The sequence below is a fragment of the Streptomyces sp. DT224 genome (assembly GCF_049844595.1).
Classification (GTDB): domain Bacteria; phylum Actinomycetota; class Actinomycetes; order Streptomycetales; family Streptomycetaceae; genus Streptomyces.
In genome coordinates this window covers 249,302-269,803 of the sequence record NZ_JBNCLI010000009.1, presented here as the reverse complement: position 1 = coordinate 269,803, position 20,502 = coordinate 249,302, and the positions used below count along the sequence as shown (strand labels likewise).

Here is a 20,502-nt window from a genome sequence, read left to right as displayed (position 1 = left end):
ATGTAACCCCGCAGGCTTTTGTAGTTTTCAGACTTCATTGCAGGTTCTGGAGCAGGGCAACCCTTTGGCCCAAGGAGGGCTTATGGCTACCGGAACCGTCAAGTGGTTCAACGCTGAAAAGGGCTTCGGCTTCATCGCCCAGGACGGCGGCGGCCCGGATGTCTTCGTCCACTACTCCGCGATCAACGCGTCCGGGTTCCGCTCCCTCGAGGAGAACCAGGTCGTGAACTTCGACGTCACTCAGGGCCCGAAGGGCCCGCAGGCTGAGAACGTCACCCCGGCCTAGTTGCCCGGGTCGGCCGATCGCGGCCGGTAAGAGCAGTACCAAGGAGCCCCGCTCCTCCGCACCGGCGGAGGAGCGGGGCTCCTGCCCGTGCGGGGGCCGTCCCGGCCGTGCCCAAGAGGCTTCTTGACCTTCACACCGTGTGAAGCCGTGCAGTGGGAGACGTCATGTTCACGATCGGAGACTTCGCCCGGTACGGGCGGGTGTCGGCCCGCATGCTGCGTCATTACGACGAGATCGGGCTGCTGCGCCCGGACCGCACCGACCCCTCGACCGGCTACCGCTACTACGGCGCCGCCCAGCTCGCCCGGCTCAACCGGATCATCGCGCTCAAGGACCTCGGCTTCACGCTCCAGCAGGTGGGGGCGGTCCTGGACGACGCGGTGGGCCCGGCGGAGCTGCGGGGAATGCTGCGGCTGCGGCGTACGGAGCTGGAGGCGGCGATGGCCGCGGCGGCCGCACGGCTGGCGCAGGTCGAGGCGAGGCTCCGGTCCATCGAGAGCGAGGGACACATGTCCACGAACGACGTCGTGATGAAGAAGGTGCCCGCGGTGCGGGTCGCCGAGCTGACCGGGGTGGCCGGGAGCTACGAGCCGCAGGACATCTCCCCGGTGATCGGCCCGCTGTACGACCGGCTCCTCCCCCTCCTCGGGGAGGCGGGCCTGACCCCCTCGGGCCCGGGCATCGCCCGGTACGAGGACGCCCCGGACGGCGGCGGTGTCGTCGTGCACGCCGGGGTGACGGTCTCCGCGCCCGTCGGGCCGGTCGGCGACACCGGGATCACGGTGGTCGAGCTGCCGCCGTTCGAGGCGGCGACCGTCGTGCACCGGGGCTCCATGGACTCCGTACTGCCCACCGCCCAGGCCCTGGCCCGCTGGATCGACGCCAACGGCTACCGGTCGTCGGGGTACGCCCGCGAGGTCAGCCTGGAGTGCCCGGAGGACCGGGACGGGTGGGTGACCGAGCTCCAGGAGCCGGTGGTCCGGGCGACGGCCTGAGACCGGGGGCGCCCGTCGCCGGACGGGCGCCCCGCTTCGTGCACTCCTGTCCCAACTGCCCCGTTCTGAATCGTTGTCGAGGGCTTGTGCAGAGAGTCATCCGTTACTGACGGGCCGACCCTTCACAAGGCAGACTGTTGACGGCGATATCAACGGTATGGAGCAATCCGGACGGCCTATGACCGATCCGGACACAGTGGCCGTGCCGGGCTGTGCGCAGGCAGGACAGGAGGCAGCAATGGGCCGTGACGACGGGCCACGGGTACGCGTACCGCAGCAGCGGACGCCCGAGCGGGGCCCGGAGGACGAGGCCGCGCTGCACTTCTCCGTACTCGGTCCCGTACGGGTCCGGCGCGGCGGCGAGGCACTGCCGTCCGGGTCGCCCCAGCAGCGCGCGCTGCTGACGGCGTTGCTGCTGCGCGGCGGGCACACGGCGACGGCCGCCGAACTCATCGACGGCATCTGGGGCGACGAGCCGCCCTCGCAGGCGCTGGCCGCCGTACGCACCTACGCCTCCCGGCTCCGCAAGGTCCTCGGCACCGACACCCTGGTCAGCGACTCCGGCGGGTACGCGATGCGCACCGGCGCCGACGCGCTGGACCTGACCGTGGCTCAGCAGCTGGCGGCCCGTGCGGAGAAGGCGCGGGCGGCGGGCGACCGGAACACGGCGCGGGCCCTGCTGAACAAGGCGCTGGGCCTGTGGGACGGCGAGGCGCTGGCCTCCGTACCGGGGCCGTACGCGGAGTACCAGCGCACCCGCCTGGAGGAGTGGCGGCTCCAGCTCACCGAGACCCGCCTCGATCTGGACCTGGAGGCCGGCTGCCACGCGGAGGCGGTCTCCGAACTGACCGCGCTCACCGCCGCGCACCCGTTGCGGGAGCGGCTGCGGGAGCTGCTGATGGTGGCCCTGTACCGCAGCGGCCGGCAGGCGGAGGCGCTGGCCGTCTACGCGGACACCCGGCGGCTGCTCGCGGAGGAGCTGGGGGTCGATCCGCGCGCGGAGCTGGCCCAGCTCCAGCAGCGCATCCTGCGCGCCGACGAGGAACTGGCCCGCCCGGCGGACGCCCCGGCCCCGGCCGCGGCGCCGGTCCGCCCGGCCCAGCTGCCCGCGACCGTCCCGGACTTCACGGGGCGGGGCGCGTTCGTACGCGAGCTGGGCGACCGGCTCTCCACGGCGGAGGGGTCCGTGATGGCCGTCTCCGCGCTGGCCGGCATCGGGGGCGTCGGCAAGACGACGCTCGCCGTCCACGTGGCCCACCAGGCCCGCCGGCACTTCCCGGACGGGCAGCTCTACGTCGACCTCCAGGGCGCGGGGGCCCGGGCCGCCGAGCCGGAGACGGTGCTCGGCGCGTTCCTGCGGGCGCTCGGGACCGCCGACTCGGCCATACCGGAGTCGCTGGACGAGCGGGCCGCGCTGTACCGCTCCACGCTCGACGGCCGCCGGGTCCTGGTGCTCCTGGACAACGCCCACGACGCGGCCCAGATCCGCCCCCTGCTCCCCGGCACGGAGGGCTGCGCGGCGCTGGTGACGAGCCGGGTGCGGATGGTCGACCTGGCGGGGGCGCACCTGGTCGACCTGGACGTGATGTCGCCGGAGGAGGCGCTTCAGCTCTTCACCCGGATCGTCGGCGAGGAGCGGATCAACTCGGAGCGGGAGGCCGCGCTCGACGTGGTCGCCGCGTGCGGCTTCCTTCCCCTCGCGATCCGGATCGCCGCCTCCCGGCTGGCCTCCCGCCGCACCTGGACCGTCTCGGTCCTCGCCGCCAAGCTGGCCGACGAGCGCCGGCGCCTGGACGAGCTCCAGGCGGGCGACCTCGCGGTGAAGGCCACGTTCGAACTCGGCTACGGCCAGCTGGAACCGGCCCAGGCCCGCGCCTTCCGCCTCCTCGGCCTCGCGGACGGCCCGGACATCTCCCTGGCCGCCGCGGCCGCCCTCCTCGACCTGGACCCGCACACCGCGGAGGACCTCCTGGAGGCCCTGGTCGACACGTCCCTGGTCGAGTCGGCCGCCCCGGGCCGCTACCGCTACCACGACCTGGTCCGCCTGTACGCGCGCTCCTGCGCGGAGCGGGACGAGGAGGAGCCCGGGGAGCGGGAGGAGGCGTTGTCGCGGCTGCTGGACTTCTACCTGGCGACGGTCGCGTGTGTCAGCGCCATGGAGAAGCCGGGCGACACGTTGGTCGACCACCTCGCGCCCACCTCGTACGGCGGTCTGACGTTCGCCACCCGCCGTGCGGCGCAGGACTGGCTCTACAGCGAGGCCGGGACGCTGCTGGCGTGCGCCCGTCAGGCCGCGTACGGTCGTGCGCTGCCGCATGCCGTCGATCTCCTGTGGGCGGCCATCGAACTGGCGGAGTCGGGTGCGAACTCCAAGGAGTACGAGGCGACCGTCACCGCCGCCTGCCGGGCGGCCGAAGAGGCCGGTGACACCAAGTCGGGGGCCCGGGCCCTCATCACCCTCGCCAATGTGCACCACGTGTCGGGCCGCTTCGACCTGGCCCAGCGGGAGTGTGCGCGGGTCCTGCGGCTGTCGGCGACGGCGCAGGATCCGCTGCCCGCCTGCTGGGCGTCGAATCTCCTGGGCATCGTCGCGCTGTACGAGAACCGGCACGCGGACGGCGAGAAGCATCTGACCCGCGCCATCGAGGACTTCCGGGAACTGGGCGACCGGCCGGGCGAGGCGTCCGCCCTCTGCAACCTCTCGCGCGTCCACCTGGCCACGGGCCGCACCACGACCGCGATCACCCTCGCCCAGCGCGGCACGGCCATGTACGACGAGATGGACCACGCGCTCAAGGGCGCGAACGGCCGCTACGCGCTGGGGCTCGCGCTGACGCAGAGCGGCCGCTTCGAGGAGGCTGCCGACAGCCTCAAGGAGGCGTACCAGGTCTTCAAGGACAGCCGTCAGCGGCTCTGGGAGGGCATGTCGCTGTTCCGCCTGGCGGAGCTCGACCTCGCGGCCGGCCGGTCGGCACAGGCCGCGGCCAACTCCGAGACGGCGCTCACCGTCCTGCGGGGCATCGGCGGGGAATGGCGCCGTGGAAACGTGCTCACGGTCCTGGGCAGGTCGCTGTCCGGCGTCGGGCAGACCGGCCGTGCCCAGGTCTGCTGGCGCGAGGCGCTGGAGATATTCGAATCCCTCGGTTCACCGGAGGCAGCCGACGTCCGGCGGCTGCTCACCTCCGAAACGGTCTCCTGACCTTTCCTGCCTGCCCGTTCATCGTTCGTTTATCACGACGGGCCAGTCTCTGAGTCAGTCGATCCGCCGCGTCGGGGGGCAGGCGGGGCGACGTACGGCCGTGGCACTAAGGTGAGCGGCCCCGACAGGCCCGTCCGGCAGTCCACGGGGGAACAGCCGGACGGGCCTTGCCGACCCAGCACAGCGAACCACTAACGGGAGTAGACGATCATGGCCGACGAGAACAACGAGCCGATCATCAAGCCGCTCAACACCCACGCCACCAGCGCCCCGGTGGACATCCTGGGCACGAACGACACGATCAAGCCGCTCAACACGCACGCCACGTCGGCGCCCGAGGGTGACACCGAGGACAAGACGGACAACACCCACGCGACGAGCGAGCCGGCCAGCTGAAGCCGTCATTCGACGGGGCACGGGGGTACGGGGGGAACGGCCGCGGCGGCGCGGAGGGGATGCCGCCGCGGCCGTTGCGTCTGTGCGCGGCGCGGTCAGTAGCTGAGCTCGGCCGTGACCTTGCACTTCTTCACGCGGGACAACTTGCGCGGGCTGTCCATCCGCACGGACACGGTCTTCGTGTCGCCGTAGTCCGCCTCCACGGTCGCCTCGCCCGTGTCGACCACGCCGCCCCTCGCGTCCAGGAAGGTCACGTCCACCTCGTAGGTGTGCGTGCCGGAGGCGACCGGGGTCAGGCGGACGGTGGACGTGGTGACCGCCTTGCGCTTGCCCTTCGCGGGCTGGGCGCAGCGGAAGACGTACACCTGCGGCGCGTCCGACGCGGTGGCGGTGGGGGTCGGGTCGGTGTACGTGGAGCCCGAGGAGCCGCTCGACGAGCCGTAGTCGTCGTCGTAGTCGTTGTCGGAGTCCGTGTCGTGGTAGGTGCCGTTGCTCTTCTTGGAGCTGGAGCACCCGCCACCGCCGCCGCTGCTGTGGCTGCCGGACCGGCTCTTGCCGCTCTTGCTCTTCCCGCCGTGGCTGCCGCTGGAGAAGCCGGTGAGCGCGAGTACCACCGCGACCAGGACCACCGTCAGTTTGACGTGCTGCCGTCTCATCGAATCCGCCCCCGTTTGTGTGCTGTTGCGCGCCGCCGGCCCGGGTGGCCGGGCGCCACGGAACCGTAACGCACAGCATGGCGCGGATGACCGGCGGGCCGGTCATGGCCCTGTCACGGTCTCGTCTCCGTCTGGTGGCGGCGGTCACACGGGCGGCGTAGCGTCGGAGCGAGAGCGCTCTGGAGGTACGGAGATGACCCGCAACGTCCTCGGTGCGGTCCTCGCTCTCGCCGGAGCGGCGGTCGCCGTGCCGAGCCCCTTCCGTGACTGGTACGACGGCCGCCTCGGGCGCCGTCGCCGTCGCGCGCCGAAGGACGGCGCACCGGACCCCGCGCCCCCCGACACGTGGCCCCCGACGTGGGAGCCCGGGCCTTCGGTCCAGACGAGCCCTTACCCCGAGCCCGAGGGGGATGACCCCTACGTGGGGCCTGACCCATCAAGCCCGCCCGGCGGACCTCCCAGCCCGTCCGGCGATTGAGGACGGAACCGTTGCCCCGGGGGGGGCGGTGCACCCGGGTCTCAGGTACGCGCCCGGGCGCCCGTGCCCGTGCCCTTCAGCGCGTCCAGCGCGTACACGCAGCGGTCCTTGCTGCACGCGTACACCACGCCGCCCCGGGCCACGGGCGAGCCCGTGATCTCGCCGCCCGTGGCGAGCTTCCAGCGGAGCTGGCCGCCCGCCGCGTCGAGGGTGTACAGGACGTGGTCCGCGGAGCCGAAGTGGACACGGCCGTCCGCGACGACCGGGGCGCCCACCACCTCGCCGCCCGCCGCGAACCGCCACTTCGGGGTGCCGGTGACCGCGTCGAGGGTGTACAGCGCGCTGCCGCTGCCCACATGGACGTTGCCCGCGACGACGAGCACCGGCTCGGCCGACTGGCGGGCCTCCGTGGCGATGCGCCAGCGGTCCTTGCCCGTCGCGGCGTCCAGGGCGTACACCGTGCCGAGGTAGTCCGCGAGGTAGACCCCGCCGCCGGTGACGGCCGGGCCGGGGGCGAAGGCGGGCGGGGACAGGAAGACCGCGGGGCACTCGAAGTGCCAGCGCACGCGCCCGGCCGCGATGTCCACCGCGAGCACCCGGGTCCCGGCGGCGACGTACACGTAACCGTCCGGCGCGGGCGTCACCCGGACCGGGACGCCGCCGCAGGAGGCCGCGTCGCCGATGGGGTACGACCAGCGCTCGACGCCGGTCCGGGCGTCGAGGGCCTTCAGGCGGGCGTCCTGCCAGACGTACACCGTGCCGTCGTGGATGACCGGCCCGCCCTCCGGCGTCTCGAAGTCCGTCTGCGCGCCGGTCAGGTCCCACAGCTTCTCGCCGGTCGCCGCCTCCCACGCCTGGACGCCGCCGCCCCGGGTGGCCGTGACGACCGTGCCCCGGTCGGCCTTCAGCGCGTACACCCAGGCGTCGGTGCCCACCCGCCACCGCTCGGCGCCGCTGGTGGCGTCCAGGGCGTAGAGGGAGGGGCCGTCCGACGCGTGGATGCGGCCGCCCTCGACGGCCATCGCCCAGGCGACGTCCCGGGTCTTGAACTGGCGCCGCCCGTTGCCGGTGTCCAGCGCGTGGACCTCGAAGGACGTGACGTACAGCAGGTCGCCGACCACGACCGGCGTGCCCCACACGTCGTTGGACATGCGGAACCGCCAGGGCCGCCACCGGGCGGGCCCGGACTGCGCGGCGTCGGGAGCCTGCGCCGGAGGCGGTACGGGGGCGGGCGGGGGCGTGCCGTTGACCCCGGCGGGCGGGCGGACCCAGCCGGTCGCGGGGCCCGCGTCGGCGCCGGAGGCCGAGGCGCGGACGTCCTGGACGCGGGGGCCGGGCCCGATCGGCACCTGGACCCCGGTCAGCCGCACGGGCCCCCCGGCGTCCGGCACCGGCGGGGCCGGCGGGCGGGCGGGGGCGCCGCTGTGCCAGGGGCCGTCCCAGTCCGTGCCGGGCGGCCGGTGGGGCGCGGTCCCGACGGACCGCGGCGGTGCGACGGGCTCGGGCGGCGGCGGTACGGGCGGGGCGGCCGGCGGGGCCGTCCGGCCACCGCCCCGGCGCCGCTCGATGAGCGCGGTCGCGGCGGCCGGCAGCCACGCGGAAGCCGTACCGCCGTCGTCGTCCCCGCCGCCGGAGGCGAAGAGGTGCGGGGCGAGCTGGGCCTGGAGGTCGGCCGGGGTGGGCCGCAGGCCCGGGTCCTTCTGCATGCACGACTCGATCAGCGGCCGCAGATCGTCCGGCAGGCCGGACAGGTCGGGGCTCTCGCGCAGCAGCATGAACACCGTCTCGACCGGGTTGGCCCCCCGGTACGGGGCGTGCCCGGTCGCGGCGAAGACGAGTGTCGAGCCGAGCGAGAAGATGTCGCTGGCCCCCGTCACGCTCCGCGAGTCACGGGCCTGCTCCGGAGACATGTACGCCGGGGTGCCGACGGCCACGTTGGTCATGGTGAGCCGGGTGTTGGAGACGCCGGACGCGATGCCGAAGTCGATGACCCGGGGGCCGTCCTCCACGACGAGCACGTTGGACGGCTTCATGTCGCGGTGGACGAGCTGCGCCCCGTGGATGGACTGCAGGGCCTCCGCGATCCCCGCCGCCAGCCAGCGCACCGCCTGGGTCGGCATGGGCCCGCACTCGTTCACTATCTCCTCGAGCGAGGGGGCGGGCACGTACGCGGTGGCGAGCCAGGGCACGGCGGCGCGCGGGTCGGCGTCCACGACGGCGGCCGTGTAGAAGCCGCTGACGGCCCGCGCGGCCTCCACCTCGCGCGTGAAGCGCACCCGGAACAGCTGGTCCTCGGCCAGTTCCGTACGGACGGTCTTGATCGCCACCCGGCGGCCCGACGCCGACCGGGCCAGATAGACCAGCCCCATGCCGCCGGCCCCGAGCCGTCCCAGCACCTCGAAGGGGCCGATCCGCCTCGGGTCGTGCTGCGTCAGCTGCTCCACTACTTGCCACCTCCCCGTACGGACCTCAGGGAACAGAGGCCCGCGAAAATCCCGCCGTGTGCAGCGTCTCATCCGTGGGCGCGGCCCGGCGGTGCGCACCCCGATTGTTCCTGGCCGGGGCCCCGGTGGCGAACTCGGGGGCGGATCGGGGTGTCCCGTACCTCTCCGCCCGTATCAGGACACAGGCTCCTGAAGTACGGCGAACTCGGCACCCTGGTCGTCCTGGAGGACCGCCATCCGCCCGTACGGGATGTCCAGCGGGGGTTCGGTGACCCGGCCGCCGAGCCGCTGGACGGTACGGGCGGTGTCGTCGCAGTCCGCGACGTTGAAGTAGTTGAGGAAGTGGCTGGGCAGCTCGGCCGGGAAGGCGGCCGTGATGACGCTCCGCCCGCCGACCGCCGTCTCGGGGCCCGGTTCGGTGCCGGGCGGGGACCACGTACGGAAGTCCACGCGGTGCTCGTCGGTGTCGGGGACGTCCAGGGGCGAGTCGTCCACGTCCGCGCAGCGGAAGCCGAAGACCTCCTCGTAGAAGGGGTCGACGCGCTCCTTGGACCGGGTGTGGACCTCGGTCCAGCAGAAGGAGCCGGGTTCGTGTCGCTTCTGGAACCCCTCACGCTCGCCGGCCTGCCAGAGGCCGAAGACCGCGCCGCCCGGGTCGGCCGCCTGGGCGAGGACGCCGTGGCGCCCGGCCGGGACCGGCTCGGTGATCACCTGGCCGCCGGCCGCGCGGATCCGGGTGACCGACGCCTCGATGTCGTCGGTGGCGAAGTAGACGCCCCAGGCGGTCGGCATCCGCCCGTCCTTCTTCGCGGCCAGCGCGGCGACGAGCTTCCCGTCGCTGAGGGCGTCGGCGCGGGGGCCTTCGGCCGGGCGGAAGGTCCAGCCGAACAGCTCGCCGTAGAAGCGCTTGCCCGCCTCCAGGTCGGGGAGCTGCACATCCACCCAGCACGGTGCGGACTGCGCGAACGCGGCCATGGGTCCGGATCCTTCCGTCGCGGGTGACGCCCGTCACAGTCACGGTAGCTTTACGGTGCGTGCGGCGCGCCCCGGAGGCTTCGTTTACGAACGTGGGTTCGAAAGTTATCCACCGAAGTTATCCACAGGCTGTTAATAACACTGTTCGGACTGTGGTGCCGGGAGGCCGTCGCGGGGGCGGCATGGGCCTCGTTCCCCATTTGCTTCGGCCGAATCGCGCTCCGATCACCCGTCGGTAAGCTGACGGCATGACAGGACAAGTACGCACCGTCGACGGCCGCGTGGCCGGTCGACGCGGTCAGGCGACGCGGCAGAAGCTGCTCGACTGCCTCAGCGAGATGCTCAGCTCCTCGCCGTACCGGGACGTCAAAGTCATCGACGTCGCCCGGAGGGCGGGGACTTCACCAGCGACCTTCTACCAGTACTTCCCCGACGTCGAGGGTGCCGTCCTCGAACTCGCCGAGGACGTCGCCAAGGAGGGGGCCGGGCTGACCGAACTGGTCGCCGGGCGCTCCTGGGTCGGCAAGGCGGGCTGGCAGACCTCCGAACAACTCGTGGAGGGCTTCCTCGACTTCTGGCGCCGCAACGACGCGATCCTGCGCGTGATCGACCTCGGCGCGGCGGAGGGCGACAAGCGGTTCAACAAGATCCGCATGAAGGTCCTGAACTCCGTGACCGGCTCCCTGACGGAGTCCGTGAAGGAGCTCCAGGCGAAGGGCAGGGTCGACAAGGACATCAGCGCCGCCGCGATGGCGGGCTCCCTGGTCGTCATGCTGGCCGGCGTCGCCTCGCACCAGAAGGGCTTCACGGCCTGGGGCGTCAAGCAGGCCGAACTCAAGCCGCACCTGGCGCAGTTGGTGCACCTCGGCATCACCGGCAAGAAGCCCGCGAAGTAACGCGCCCTCGCTGGGGCGACGCACGGTGACCCCGGCGCCCCCAGGTCCTGTCTCACCGACGGCGGACCACGCCTGTGGTCCGCCGTCGGCGTATCCGGACGGGGTCACACGGGGACGACCGTCAGCACCCCTTCGAGCCCCTTGAAATCGCCCGCGTTACGCGTGAACAGCGGCAGCTCACCGGCGGAGGCGATCGCGGCGATCATCAGGTCCATGCGCCGGGGCCGGGGGTCGCGACCTGCGGCGAGGGTCATGGAGACCAGGCTCCCGTAGCGCGCGGCCGCCTCTCCATCGAAGGGGAGCGGCTCGAAATCGGCCACAGCGGCACCGAGCTTCTCCATGCGCGCGGCCCGCCCGGCGGCGTCCTCGGCCATCGCCACACCTTGCTGCAGCTCGGCCATGGTCACGGCGGTGAGCAGGGGGAAGGCGGGAAGGTCCTCCGCCCGCAGCAGGTCGAGGTCGATGTACGTGCAGGTGTCGAGTACACCAGCCCGGTAACGCTCAGCCACGGGCCCGCTCCCAGGGGTCGTCGTCCCCGGCACGGTCCTCGTCGCCGAAGAACTCGTCCGCTTCCTGCCGCATGAGGGCGCTGTCCACGCGTGGCAGACGCCTGTGCCTCGCCACCAGCTCTTCGGCACTCAGGCGCCGCTTCCGCGTGAGCGGCCGGAGCTCCGCAACCTCTATGCCGTTGCGGGTGATGTGGAAGACCTCACCCGCCTCCACGGCGTCCATCACGTCGGCGGAGCTGTTGCGGAACTCCCGCTGCGTAATCGTCCTCATACGTCCACCGTAGCGCGATGAGCTACGCAGTGCTACGGAGCCGGAACCCTTCATCGCGTCCTGATCGCCCCCACCGGGCACGCCCGTACCGCCTCCGCGACCATCGGGCCCGGCTCGGGGTCCGGCAGGAGTTCGCTGAGGCCGTCCTCGTCCTGGGTGAACACCTTCGGGGCCGCCAGGGCGCACTGGCCCGCGCCGATGCACACGTCCTTGTCGATGTCGATCCGCATGGGGTTCTCCTCCGTCACCAGGTCACCGGCAGTTCCAGCAGGCCCTGCACCGTGTCGCCCGGTTTGAACGGGATGTCCTCCGGGTCCACCGCGAGCCGGAGCCCCGGCAGCCGGCGGAAGAGCGCGGGCAGGGCGATCTCCAGTTCGGCGCGGGCCAGGTTCTGGCCCAGGCACTGGTGGATGCCGAAGCCGAAGGCGACGTGGTTGCGCGCCCCGCGCCCGAGGTCCAGCTCGTCCGGCGACTCGAAGACGGCCGCGTCCCGGTTGACCACAGCGGTGGACAGGAGCACGCCCTCCCCCGCCCGCAGCGTCTCCCCGCCGATCTCGATGTCCTCCACCGCCACCCGGGACAGCCCGTCGGCGATGGACAGGAACCTCAGCAGCTCCTCCACGGCGGCCGGCACCGCGTCCGCGCCGCCCTCGGTCAGCCGGGCGAGCTGGTCCGGGTGCCGGAGCAGCGTGAACGTGCCGAGCGAGATCATGTTCGCGGTCGTCTCGTGGCCGGCCACGAGCAGGATCTCCGCCAGGCGCACCAGCGCGTCCCGCTCCACCGCCCCGGTCTCCAGCTGCCTGGCGATCAGCTCGTCCAGCAGCCCGTCGCCCGGCTCGCGCCGCTTCCGCCCGATCAGCTCGCGGAAGTACGCGTCCAGGTCCTCCCGGGCCGTGACCACGTCCTCCGGCCCGGGTCCCCGGAGCAGTTTGCGCGAGCGGTCCTCGAAGAACTCGTGGTCCGCGTACGGCACCCCGAGCAGCGCGCAGATGACCGTCGACGGCACCGGCAGCGCGAACGCCTCCACCAGTTCGGCCGGCGGCCCCTGCGCCACCATCGCGTCGAGCAGCCGGTCCACGGTCTCCTGGATGCGCGGCCGCAGCGCCGCCGTCCGCCGGACCGTGAAGCTCGGGATCAGCATCCGGCGCTGCTCCTTGTGCTCCGGGTCGTCCACCCCCAGCAGCTCCAGGCGCCGCCGCCTGACCGCGGCGAGCCTCGGCGCGAAGAGCGGGAAGTCCGGGTGCGAGCGGTCGGACGACAGCCGGGAGTCGGTCAGGAGTGCCCGCGCCTCGGCGTGCCCGGTCACCAGCCAGACCGTACGGCCGTCGAAGAGGCGGACCCGGGACACCGGGCGCTGCCCGCGGCTCGCGCTCGGATAGCCGGTGGGCGGGTGGTAGGGACAGGAACGGTTCTGCGGGAAGTCGACGGGCGCGGGCTGGGGCTCGGACTGGGTCTCTGTCATGACGGACCTCGCAACGAGGGGGGTGTGGTGGTCCTGCCGATCACCCTCACTAGATGCCTCAGGCATCTACTTGGCCCAGGTGATGTTCGGCCATATCCGGCGAACGGAGCACCGGCATCCACTTTCGGCCGCCGAGGAGCACCATGGAGAGAGGCGAGGAGCGGAGGTCCGCCATGGCCGGAACCCGTAGCCGGTACGTCGCCGACCGCGGCCTGACCACGCGCATGGTCATCACCATGTTCCTGATCGGGCTGCTGTACGTGGTGCTGGTCGGCGTGCTCCTGGCGGTGCTGCGCGGGGCCTGGCCGATCATCCTCGTGATCACCGGCGGGATGTTCGTCGCCCAGTTCTGGTTCAGCGACCGGATCGCCGCGTTCAGCATGGGCGCCCGGGAGGTCTCCCCCTCCGAGGCGCCGGAGCTGCACGGGGCGATCGACCGGATATGCGCCCTTGCCGATATGCCGAAACCGCGTGTGGCGATCGCGGAGAGCGATGTGCCGAACGCCTTCGCGACCGGGCGCAGCCAGAGGTCCTCGCTCGTCTGCGCGACGACGGGGCTGCTGCGCAGACTGGAGCCGGAGGAGCTGGAGGGCGTCCTCGCGCACGAGATGTCGCATGTCGCGCACCGGGACGTGGCCGTGATGACGATCGCCTCGTTCCTCGGCGTCCTGGCCGGGATCATCACCCGGGTCGCGCTGTGGGGCGGCTTCGCCCGCAACAGCCGCGGCAACGACCCGGCCGGCGTCCTGGTCCTGCTCATCCCGCTGGTCAGCGCGGTCGTCTACGCGCTGAGCTTCCTGCTCACCCGGCTGCTCTCCCGCTACCGGGAACTCACCGCCGACCGCACGGCCGCCCTCCTCACCGGCCGCCCCTCGGCCCTCGCCTCCGCCCTCACCAAGGTGAGCGGCCAGATGGCCCGGATTCCGACGGAGGACCTGCGGAAGGCGGAGCCGTACAACGCCTTCTACTTCGTCCCGGCCTTCGCCTCGAAGGAGAGCATCGGCCGGCTGCTCTCCACGCACCCGACGCTGGAACAGCGCCTCGACCAGCTGGCCCGCATCTCGGCCGACCTGTCCCGTCCGTGAGGGCCGTCCGTCCGCAAGGAGTCCCCGTGGGCCTGCTCGACACGATCCTGGGCCGCAGCAAGCCGGTCCGCCCCGACCTCGACCAGCTCTTCGCCGTCCCGTCCGCCGCGCTGACCCTCCGGGCCGCGACGGGCCTCACGCCGACGGGCCTGGGCTCGGTGTGCTTCGCGGGCGTGGAGGGCTCCGCCTTCGCCCGGGTCCGGCAGGACGTACGCGAACTGCTCGACGCGGACGCGGGGCGCGGCGGCGTCCCGGTGGAGTTCAGCCGTGACGCGTACGGCTACACCTGGCTGCTCGCCCGCCGGCCGCCGGAGGACACCGCCGCCCTGGTCAACGACCTGCACGCGGTCAACACCCTGCTCCAGGACGGCGGCTTCGGCCCGCAGCTGCTGTGCTCGCTGGTGGCCTTCCGGGACGGGGACGGGCGTGCGCTGGCGCTGGTGTACCTGTACAAGCGCGGCACCTTCTATCCGTTCGCCCCGGTGCCGGGCGGCGCCGAGAAGCGCGACAACCGGCTGGAGCTGGAGGTCCGGGCCGCGCTGGGCGACGATCTCCGGGTGGAGCAGGACCTGTCCCGGTGGTTTCCGGTGTGGGGGGCGCCGGGGCTGTGAGGGCATCCGCGGTCAGGGTGCGTTGACCACGTCGGGGTGCGACCTGATGACGACCGTCGTCGTTCCGACCTTTTCGAAGTAGGCGCCCGGTCCGCCGTAGGCCGAGTGGAATGACCGCTGGAGGTCTCCCACCGTGTAGATCGCCGAGTCGGCCGCTGCCAGGTTGGGCGGGCTGTTCCCGTCCGACCAGGCTTCCAGGACGACGCAGTCGTTCCCGTCCCGGGCCACTACCGCGCCGGCGTGGAACTGGCTCATCTCCTTGTCCGGGTCGGGCTTGGTGACCACGATGACGAACGCCTCTCCCGCCCGGGGATCGGCCATCTCGTTCTTCGGGCCGGCGAACTGCCGGGCCTGGCGGCGATTGGTCGCGTCCGCCTGACCGAACACCTCGGTCGGACCGTAGCGGCTGCTGGTGGTCTCGATCGTGCTGTACTCACCCTCGCCCCAACCGAGTTCGCGGACACGGTTGTTGATGATCTCCTCGGCGGCGTGCAGGCAGTCCTGCTGGACGTCGCCGCCCAGCCAGTGCCTGAAGTACGTCCCCCCGTTCCACTGCATCGTCTCGTTGTCCTCCCGCCTCAGGGCGGGTGCGACACTGTGCGCCGGCGCGTCCTCCCGGACCCAGACGTAGGGGGTGTCGGGGCGCGTCAGGAAGAGACCGTTCTCGGACGCGCGAAGGTTCTGCCCGTCCGCCTCGACGTCGGTGTAACGCTGCACGGTCTCACCGGTCCGGGCGGCCGTCCTCGTGTCCGTCCGGTGTTCGGCGCCTTCGCCGCGTCCGGGTGCCGGCCCCCTCATCACCCGTGTCGCGTTCGCCTCGGCTTCGCGCTCGAACCTGTCGCCGGGATCGCTCACCCGGAGTCCGGCACCGTTGTCCGTACCGGCGACCGGCCCCCGGCGCTGCTGGATGACGTGGGTCAGCTCATGGGCGAGCGTGTGCTTGTCGGCCCCGCCGTCGCCGATGACGACGTGGTGCCCGGAGGTGTAGGCGCGAGCCCCGACCCCGGCGGCCGAGGCCCTGGCGGCGGCGTCGGTGTGGATGCGCACGTCGGAGAAGTCCGCCCCGAGCCGGGACTCCATCTCGGACCGGACCGCGCCGTCCAGCGGCCGTCCGGCGGAACGCAGCACGTCCGTGACGGCCGCGCGCTGCACCGGCCGCTCCGCCTCCTCGTGGCCGCAGTGCGCGTGGCCGGCGGCCCGCAGCATCTGGACCACGGCCGCGTTCCCGACGCTGCCCTGGAGAGCGAGCCACTCGGTGGCGGGTGCGGCGGCCGCGGCCCCCGGCTTCCGGGCCCGGCCGGGCCCGCGCGGCGCGTCTGCCTTCTCGGCACCGTCCTGGCTGCGCATGGGGACCTCTTCCTGCGGGGAGCGTGTCCTACCTTGCATATCCCGGAGCGCGGGATCGGATCCAGGTCCGGCGGGGCACAGTTGGCTGGCCCCGGAGGGCGCCCCCCAGGAAGGCCGCCCGGGTCGCGCCGTGGGGCGGCCGAGAAAGGGTCGCCCTGGGGCGCCGCCGCTGACGCCGCGATCAGTGCGGCGCGGCCGTGCTCGCGCGCAGAGAGCAAGGCACCCCTCCGCCCGAAGATGCGCGGACCGTGCCGCGCGCCCGCCGCGTCGGCTGCGAGAATCCGCGTGTGGTTGCACGCGGAGCAGTGATAGACATCCTGCGTGCAGAACACCCTGGAATTCCCTGCCTTGCTGCGACTCATCGACGAACGGGCGACGGCCTTCCGGGCCGCGATAGCCGCCGCTCCCAGCCTGGACGCGCAGGTGCCGACCTGTCCGGAATGGACGCTGTTCGACCTGGCGCGGCACCTGGGCTCGGGCCGCCCGTTCTGGGCCGCTGTCGTCGAGGCGGGTCCGGCCGACGCCCCGTCGGCCGAGGCCGTGGCGGCACGCGCCGGGGCGCAGGCACCCCGGGAGCGAGGGGCGTTGGTGGCCTGGCTCGCCGCGGCGACGCAGGAGCTGCTGGACAGCCTGCGGGAGGCCGGCCCGGACGCCGAGTGCTGGTCGTGGTGGGGCGCCTCGCAGTCGCCGCGGACCAGCGGTGCCGTCGCCCGGCACCAGCTTCAGGAGATCGCGATGCACACCTATGACGCCCAGCTCACCGTGGGCGCCGCGCAGCCGCTGCCGGCGGAGGTGGCGCTGGACGGCGTCGAGGAATTCTTGTTCACCTGCTGCGCGTGGTCGGGCGCCTGGCCGCACGAGCCGGCCGTCGTCGACTACCACGCCACCGAGGGCCGCTCTTGGCGCTTCACGGTCGAGGCGGACGGCGCCCGCGCCGTCCGCCTCCCGGCTGCCGGCGAGAGTGAGGCCCCGGCCGACGCCTCCGCCCAGGGCACGGCCGGTGAGCTGGTCCTGTGGTTCTACGGCCGCACCCCGATGGACTCGGTGAAGATCGACGGCGACCCGGTCATCTTCGAGCGGCTCTTCGCCTGGGACCCGAACGCGTAAGGCGTGGTCGACGACGCGACGGGACGGGGCCGGAGTTGAACGGTCGAGGTCGTCGGGTCCGGCCCGGAGAGCGGCTGCACCGCTCTCCGGGATCTGTGCCTCCGTCGCGGGGCGAGCAAGCCGCTTCAGTGCGCGGTCGCGTGGCCCAGGAACGCGGTCCAGGCGGTCGGGGCGACGGCGAAGGTCGGGCCGTCGGTGAGCTTGCTGTCGCGGACGTGGATGGAGTGGGGGCAGGTGGCCACCTCTACGCAGGCCCCGCCCTCGTTGTTGCTGTAGCTGGACTTGTGCCAGTCGTAGGCGACCTCGATGCAGGCCCCGCCCTCGTTGCCGCTGTAGCTGGACTTGAACCAGGTCAGCCCGGACATGTGGCTCACAGTTGACTCACCTTCGTCTTGATGACCTCTGCGGACGTCCAGGGATTGTGCGCCTGGGCCCGCAAGATGCCGAAGAGGTCGAACATGTCGCCCACCTGCTCCGGCTTGGAGATCAACCTATCGCCGCTCTGGCCCTCCACGTACAGCAGACTGCGCCCTTCCGAGGTAGTCATCAACTGCATCGGGCCCATCAACCCGGCGTGGGTGTGCTGCGTGGTCGGCATCACCTGAACCGTCAGGTGGTTGTATCGCTCGATGCAGTCGAGCAGATGCAGCAGTTGCTCCCTGAGCACCTCCGGACCGCCCAACGCCCTGTCCAGGACCGATTCCTCGATGACGTACCCCACACGCGGCGGCGGCGTGCGGTCCAGCACCGCCTGCCGTTCCAGCCGTGCCTCGACATGCTGGATGATCTCGGCCTCCGAGTATGCCGGTACGCGGGAGCGGTGCAGCGCGGTCGCGTACGCCTCCGACTGAAGCAGCCCCGGAATCAGCATCGTCTCGTACGCGCTGATCACCCGGGCCGTCCGCTCCAGCTTCGCCCAGTCCAGGAACTTCGGGGAGTACTTCTCCTCGTCCACGAAGTCGATGCACGCCTTCAACGCGCCGCACGCTTCGAACAGTTCCTCCGAGTCCAGCAGCAGTTCGGTCGTCGGAATCCGTTCCGCCCGTTCCACCGCGCCCATCAGCGACTCGGAGACGCGCAGCTTCTCCCCCGCGCCCTTCTGCGTGTACCCGGCCCGCACCCGGTGGATACGGATCAGCTCCCCCACGAGCTTTCGCCCGTGCGAGACTTCGCCACTCGACCCCACAGCTCACCATCCAACCCCACATCTCACCGATGTGGATCGCGCCCTCCTGGTCACGCTACGCACGCGACGGAATGCTTAGGGCCATGACGGAAAAGAATCTCCCCGAATGGGTTCCCTCCTCGGGGCACCAACTCCACCTGAGCGGAATCCACTTCGACGCCATCCGGCTCCGGGGCGTACGCGGTGAGGCGGTGGTACACCATCTGGCGACCCTCACGGACGGTGATCCGGGGCCGGTGGTGCGGGAGTTCGCGGGGGCGCGGTGGACGTACTTCCTGCTGGAGCCCGGGGCCAGCCAGGACTTCGACTGGCCGCCCGGCGCCAAGTGCTTCGGTCCCGCCGTGCGGGACCAGTACGTGGGGATTCCGGCGGCCCACGGCAACACCTATCCGCTGAGCTGGCGTTGCGGGCCGCCGGAGGACGGGGACTTCGTGGACGCGGAGCTGCTGCACGGCGTGGTGACCGCGCAGCTCGTGTCCGAGGAGTAGCTGCTCCAGCGGATTACTCTGCCCGTCGGGCAAGTGGACACAGGGGGCGAGGCCATGTCGGGGTACCAGCTGGTCGATGAGGTGCGGGCCGGGCGTGCGCACCGCGTGCGGGACACCCTGTGGGGCGAGGAAGACCAGTTGGTCCGTATCGAGGCCGTCAGCGGCCTCGCCCTCGCCGACGACCCCCGCTGTGTGGAGGGGGCCCGGCTGATCGGTCCCGTCGACAGGGCGGAGTGGCCGGACACCTGGCTCCTGGACGCGGCGACGCGCTACGAGCAGCGGCACGTCCGCTGATCGGGCTCCCGTTCTGGGCAGAAAAACGGCTCGCACACCACGTGATGTGCGAGCCAAATGATAGAGGGATAGTGGCCGTAGCGAGTACCCCTTCAAGTCTGCTCCCAACTTAGCACGGCGATCGTGAGCCGGCTACCCGCGTGCAGCGCGTCGATAGGGTGCATGGATGGCCATTGCCGCAGCTCCGGAGCCCGACGCCTACGCGCGCCGCGTCCTCGCCCGGATGACAGACTTCTTCACCGACGAGGGGACGCCGTGGCCGCGCCGGCTATGGGATATCGGGGCTGTGCTGGCCCTGGAGGAACTGTGGGAGGCACTGGCAGGCCCACAATGTGCTCACGGCATCCGCGTGTGACTGGCAGCGCAACGAGCTGAGGGCACTGATCGGCCCCGATCAAGGACTGGGTGACCGGGAGCTCCGCAAGGAAATCAACCTGCTGCTCCAACACCCGCTCACGGACCCCAGCCCTGAACGACGACGGCTGAAGGAGATCATCGGTCATGTCCGCGTCGGCTACCTGGACCGCTGGGCACGCGCGCTCAAGGTGGAGGACGACAAGCGAGTCAAGCCAGAGCGCTTCTCCCGGACCACGGCCGCGCACCTGCTCGACCTCGGCTTCAGCGCCAGCTATCTGAAGGGCTGGGCGAGGACGCTCAACCGCGAGCGGGTCGGAGCTGTGGAAATCGCGGAATCCGCCGCCGAGCTCGCCCGCACCCGCCCTCGCCCCCACGAGGTCCTGGTGGCGCTGGAGAAGGTGCCGGGCCGCCATGAACTCGCCGAACCGCTCGATCACTGGCGCTCGAAGGGTGGGGTCGTCACCTGGCTCAGGGAGAACGGGCACGACCCCTCTGGTATTCGCACCGGCGGCGGCTTCGTCTACCGGCTCGACGCACTCGACCCGTACGGGGCGGCCGAGCAGGCCCGGCAACTGCTGGACCGGATGGTCGCCCGGTCCCAGTACCTTCGCGCCCACCGCGGCGGTGTGGTCCCGGTTCCCCGTATCTGGGTTGCCGGTCATCCCCATCCGGTCCCGCTGTCCCCTCCCGCCAGGGGCGCCGACGTCCTGTCCCTTGTCCATGAGGGACACCTGTACAAGGTCGACAGCCGACGCGGTCGCATCGACGATGCCCTGGAGCTCGCCGCCGCGGTCAACCGCGGGGCGCTCGCGCCCGCGGTCGCCGGTGGCTGGGCCGCCGTGGAGTCTCTCCTTGTCCACGCCGACGATCCGAAGGGCGATGGCGAGCGCTCCGGAAAGGCAATCGCCGCCGACCGAATGGCCGCCATCATCGCCTGCTCCTGGCCCCGTGCCGAGCTCACCACGTTGGCTCACCGCCACAACCCCAGCGAGCCGGACGATCTCTACCGAGCGGTGGCCGCCTCCACTACGAACAGGGAAGCCGCCCGCCTGGTCGCCGACGCTCTCGTAGCCGCCGGGGCCGAGGCTCTCGTTCTGACCAGAGCCACCGGCTACAGCGATCAGGCCGCCGCCCAGCGGATGGTCGGCCTGCTCGCCAGTCCCCGGTCCCAGCTGAATGAAGTCGCCAAGGCGTTCCGCGTCGCTATGCGCCGTCTTTACCGGACCCGCAACATCATCCTCCACGGCGGCGCCACCCACGGTGTCGCGCTCGAAGCCTCCCTTCGTACCGCCGCCCCGCTCCTCGGCGCCGGCCTCGACCGCATCGTCCATGCCTCCTACACCGAGGATCTCGACCCCCTCGACCTGGCCGCTCGCGCCGAAGTCGCCCTCCAGCTCGTCCATGGTGAGACCGGGTTGACCACGGCTGACCTGCTTGAACCTGTCAGATAGGTGGGTGCC

22 protein-coding genes are annotated in these 20,502 nt (G+C 71.9%); 12 read left to right on the top strand and 10 right to left on the bottom strand.

Annotated elements, in window-relative coordinates; translation table 11 throughout:
• The first annotated feature begins 82 nt into the window (after positions 1-82).
• The 4 genes from ACLQ2N_RS23845 to ACLQ2N_RS23830 all read left to right on the top strand — a co-directional run bounded on the left by ACLQ2N_RS23845 (position 83) and on the right by ACLQ2N_RS23830 (position 4,876).
• On the top strand, positions 83-286 hold the full coding sequence (locus tag ACLQ2N_RS23845; RefSeq protein ID WP_003967102.1) for a cold-shock protein: 204 nt from the start codon (positions 83-85) through the stop codon (positions 284-286).
• Positions 287-450: 164 nt separating this feature from the next.
• On the top strand, positions 451-1,281 hold the full coding sequence (locus ACLQ2N_RS23840; RefSeq protein WP_425816170.1) for a MerR family transcriptional regulator: 831 nt from the start codon (positions 451-453) through the stop codon (positions 1,279-1,281).
• 238 nt (positions 1,282-1,519) lie between these two features.
• Complete coding sequence (locus tag ACLQ2N_RS23835; RefSeq protein ID WP_425816169.1) at positions 1,520-4,480, top strand: BTAD domain-containing putative transcriptional regulator; 2,961 nt, start codon at positions 1,520-1,522, stop codon at positions 4,478-4,480.
• Positions 4,481-4,690: 210 nt separating this feature from the next.
• A complete protein-coding gene (locus ACLQ2N_RS23830) occupies positions 4,691-4,876 on the top strand; it encodes a hypothetical protein (protein ID WP_425816168.1) in 186 nt (61 codons plus the stop codon).
• Positions 4,877-4,971: 95 nt separating this feature from the next.
• On the opposite strand, the gene ACLQ2N_RS23825 is transcribed toward ACLQ2N_RS23830, so the two are convergent.
• From ACLQ2N_RS23825 to ACLQ2N_RS23815, 3 genes are all read right to left on the bottom strand, one after another.
• A complete protein-coding gene (locus tag ACLQ2N_RS23825) occupies positions 4,972-5,532 on the bottom strand; it encodes a hypothetical protein (protein WP_425816167.1) in 561 nt (186 codons plus the stop codon).
• A 519-nt stretch (positions 5,533-6,051) separates the two neighbouring features.
• Entirely contained in the window at positions 6,052-8,454 is a 2,403-nt protein-coding gene (locus tag ACLQ2N_RS23820) for a PQQ-binding-like beta-propeller repeat protein (protein ID WP_425816166.1), read from the bottom strand.
• A gap of 174 nt (positions 8,455-8,628) precedes the next feature.
• Complete coding sequence (locus tag ACLQ2N_RS23815) at positions 8,629-9,429, bottom strand: VOC family protein (RefSeq protein ID WP_425816165.1); 801 nt, start codon at positions 9,427-9,429, stop codon at positions 8,629-8,631.
• A gap of 248 nt (positions 9,430-9,677) precedes the next feature.
• Here ACLQ2N_RS23815 and ACLQ2N_RS23810 point away from each other — a divergent pair, with 248 nt between their 5' ends.
• Positions 9,678-10,325: a TetR family transcriptional regulator gene (locus tag ACLQ2N_RS23810; protein WP_425816164.1), complete on the top strand. Its 648-nt coding sequence runs from the start codon at positions 9,678-9,680 to the stop codon at positions 10,323-10,325.
• Positions 10,326-10,429: 104 nt separating this feature from the next.
• Here the strand turns inward: ACLQ2N_RS23810 and ACLQ2N_RS23805 are convergent, their stop codons facing one another.
• The 4 genes from ACLQ2N_RS23805 to ACLQ2N_RS23790 are packed head-to-tail and all read right to left on the bottom strand — an operon-like array spanning position 10,430 to position 12,567.
• On the bottom strand, positions 10,430-10,834 hold the full coding sequence (locus ACLQ2N_RS23805) for a type II toxin-antitoxin system VapC family toxin (protein WP_425816163.1): 405 nt from the start codon (positions 10,832-10,834) through the stop codon (positions 10,430-10,432).
• Positions 10,827-11,105 carry a type II toxin-antitoxin system Phd/YefM family antitoxin gene (locus tag ACLQ2N_RS23800; RefSeq protein ID WP_425816162.1) on the bottom strand — a complete coding sequence of 93 codons (279 nt, stop codon included), beginning with the start codon at positions 11,103-11,105 and terminating at the stop codon, positions 10,827-10,829. Before ACLQ2N_RS23800 ends, ACLQ2N_RS23805 begins: the two co-directional genes overlap by 8 nt.
• A 50-nt stretch (positions 11,106-11,155) precedes the next feature.
• The gene (locus tag ACLQ2N_RS23795; RefSeq protein ID WP_425816161.1) at positions 11,156-11,335 is read right to left on the bottom strand and encodes a ferredoxin; all 180 of its coding nucleotides are present in this window, start codon (positions 11,333-11,335) and stop codon (positions 11,156-11,158) included.
• 14 nt (positions 11,336-11,349) lie between these two features.
• Positions 11,350-12,567, bottom strand: coding sequence for a cytochrome P450 (locus ACLQ2N_RS23790; protein WP_425816160.1), 1,218 nt, complete (start codon positions 12,565-12,567; stop codon positions 11,350-11,352).
• Positions 12,568-12,740: 173 nt separating this feature from the next.
• Between ACLQ2N_RS23790 and htpX the strand changes: the two genes are divergently transcribed.
• Both htpX and pspAB read left to right on the top strand, forming a co-directional pair.
• Positions 12,741-13,652 (top strand): zinc metalloprotease HtpX, encoded by a 912-nt coding sequence (gene htpX, locus ACLQ2N_RS23785; protein ID WP_425816159.1) that lies wholly within the window; start codon positions 12,741-12,743, stop codon positions 13,650-13,652.
• Positions 13,653-13,678: 26 nt separating this feature from the next.
• Positions 13,679-14,263, top strand: coding sequence for a PspA-associated protein PspAB (gene pspAB, locus ACLQ2N_RS23780; protein WP_425816158.1), 585 nt, complete (start codon positions 13,679-13,681; stop codon positions 14,261-14,263).
• 12 nt (positions 14,264-14,275) lie between these two features.
• On the opposite strand, the gene ACLQ2N_RS23775 is transcribed toward pspAB, so the two are convergent.
• Complete coding sequence (locus ACLQ2N_RS23775; RefSeq protein ID WP_425816157.1) at positions 14,276-15,610, bottom strand: DUF4157 domain-containing protein; 1,335 nt, start codon at positions 15,608-15,610, stop codon at positions 14,276-14,278.
• Positions 15,611-15,931: 321 nt separating this feature from the next.
• On the opposite strand from ACLQ2N_RS23775, the gene ACLQ2N_RS23770 reads away from it, so the two are divergent.
• Positions 15,932-16,717 (top strand): maleylpyruvate isomerase family mycothiol-dependent enzyme, encoded by a 786-nt coding sequence (locus tag ACLQ2N_RS23770; RefSeq protein ID WP_425816156.1) that lies wholly within the window; start codon positions 15,932-15,934, stop codon positions 16,715-16,717.
• 125 nt (positions 16,718-16,842) lie between these two features.
• Here the strand turns inward: ACLQ2N_RS23770 and ACLQ2N_RS23765 are convergent, their stop codons facing one another.
• Both ACLQ2N_RS23765 and ACLQ2N_RS23760 read right to left on the bottom strand, forming a co-directional pair.
• Positions 16,843-17,082, bottom strand: coding sequence for a DUF397 domain-containing protein (locus tag ACLQ2N_RS23765; protein ID WP_425816284.1), 240 nt, complete (start codon positions 17,080-17,082; stop codon positions 16,843-16,845).
• A 5-nt stretch (positions 17,083-17,087) separates the two neighbouring features.
• Entirely contained in the window at positions 17,088-17,864 is a 777-nt protein-coding gene (locus tag ACLQ2N_RS23760) for a helix-turn-helix domain-containing protein (RefSeq protein WP_425816155.1), read from the bottom strand.
• 122 nt (positions 17,865-17,986) lie between these two features.
• Here ACLQ2N_RS23760 and ACLQ2N_RS23755 point away from each other — a divergent pair, with 122 nt between their 5' ends.
• The 4 genes from ACLQ2N_RS23755 to ACLQ2N_RS23740 all read left to right on the top strand — a co-directional run bounded on the left by ACLQ2N_RS23755 (position 17,987) and on the right by ACLQ2N_RS23740 (position 20,493).
• A complete protein-coding gene (locus ACLQ2N_RS23755; RefSeq protein WP_425816154.1) occupies positions 17,987-18,391 on the top strand; it encodes a hypothetical protein in 405 nt (134 codons plus the stop codon).
• Positions 18,392-18,445: 54 nt separating this feature from the next.
• Entirely contained in the window at positions 18,446-18,685 is a 240-nt protein-coding gene (locus ACLQ2N_RS23750) for a hypothetical protein (RefSeq protein WP_425816153.1), read from the top strand.
• Between the two features lie 166 nt (positions 18,686-18,851).
• Positions 18,852-19,040 carry a hypothetical protein gene (locus ACLQ2N_RS23745; RefSeq protein ID WP_425816152.1) on the top strand — a complete coding sequence of 63 codons (189 nt, stop codon included), beginning with the start codon at positions 18,852-18,854 and terminating at the stop codon, positions 19,038-19,040.
• Entirely contained in the window at positions 19,018-20,493 is a 1,476-nt protein-coding gene (locus ACLQ2N_RS23740) for a hypothetical protein (protein WP_425816151.1), read from the top strand. The genes ACLQ2N_RS23745 and ACLQ2N_RS23740 overlap by 23 nt, the downstream gene beginning before the upstream one ends.
• The last annotated feature ends 9 nt before the right edge of the window (positions 20,494-20,502 follow it).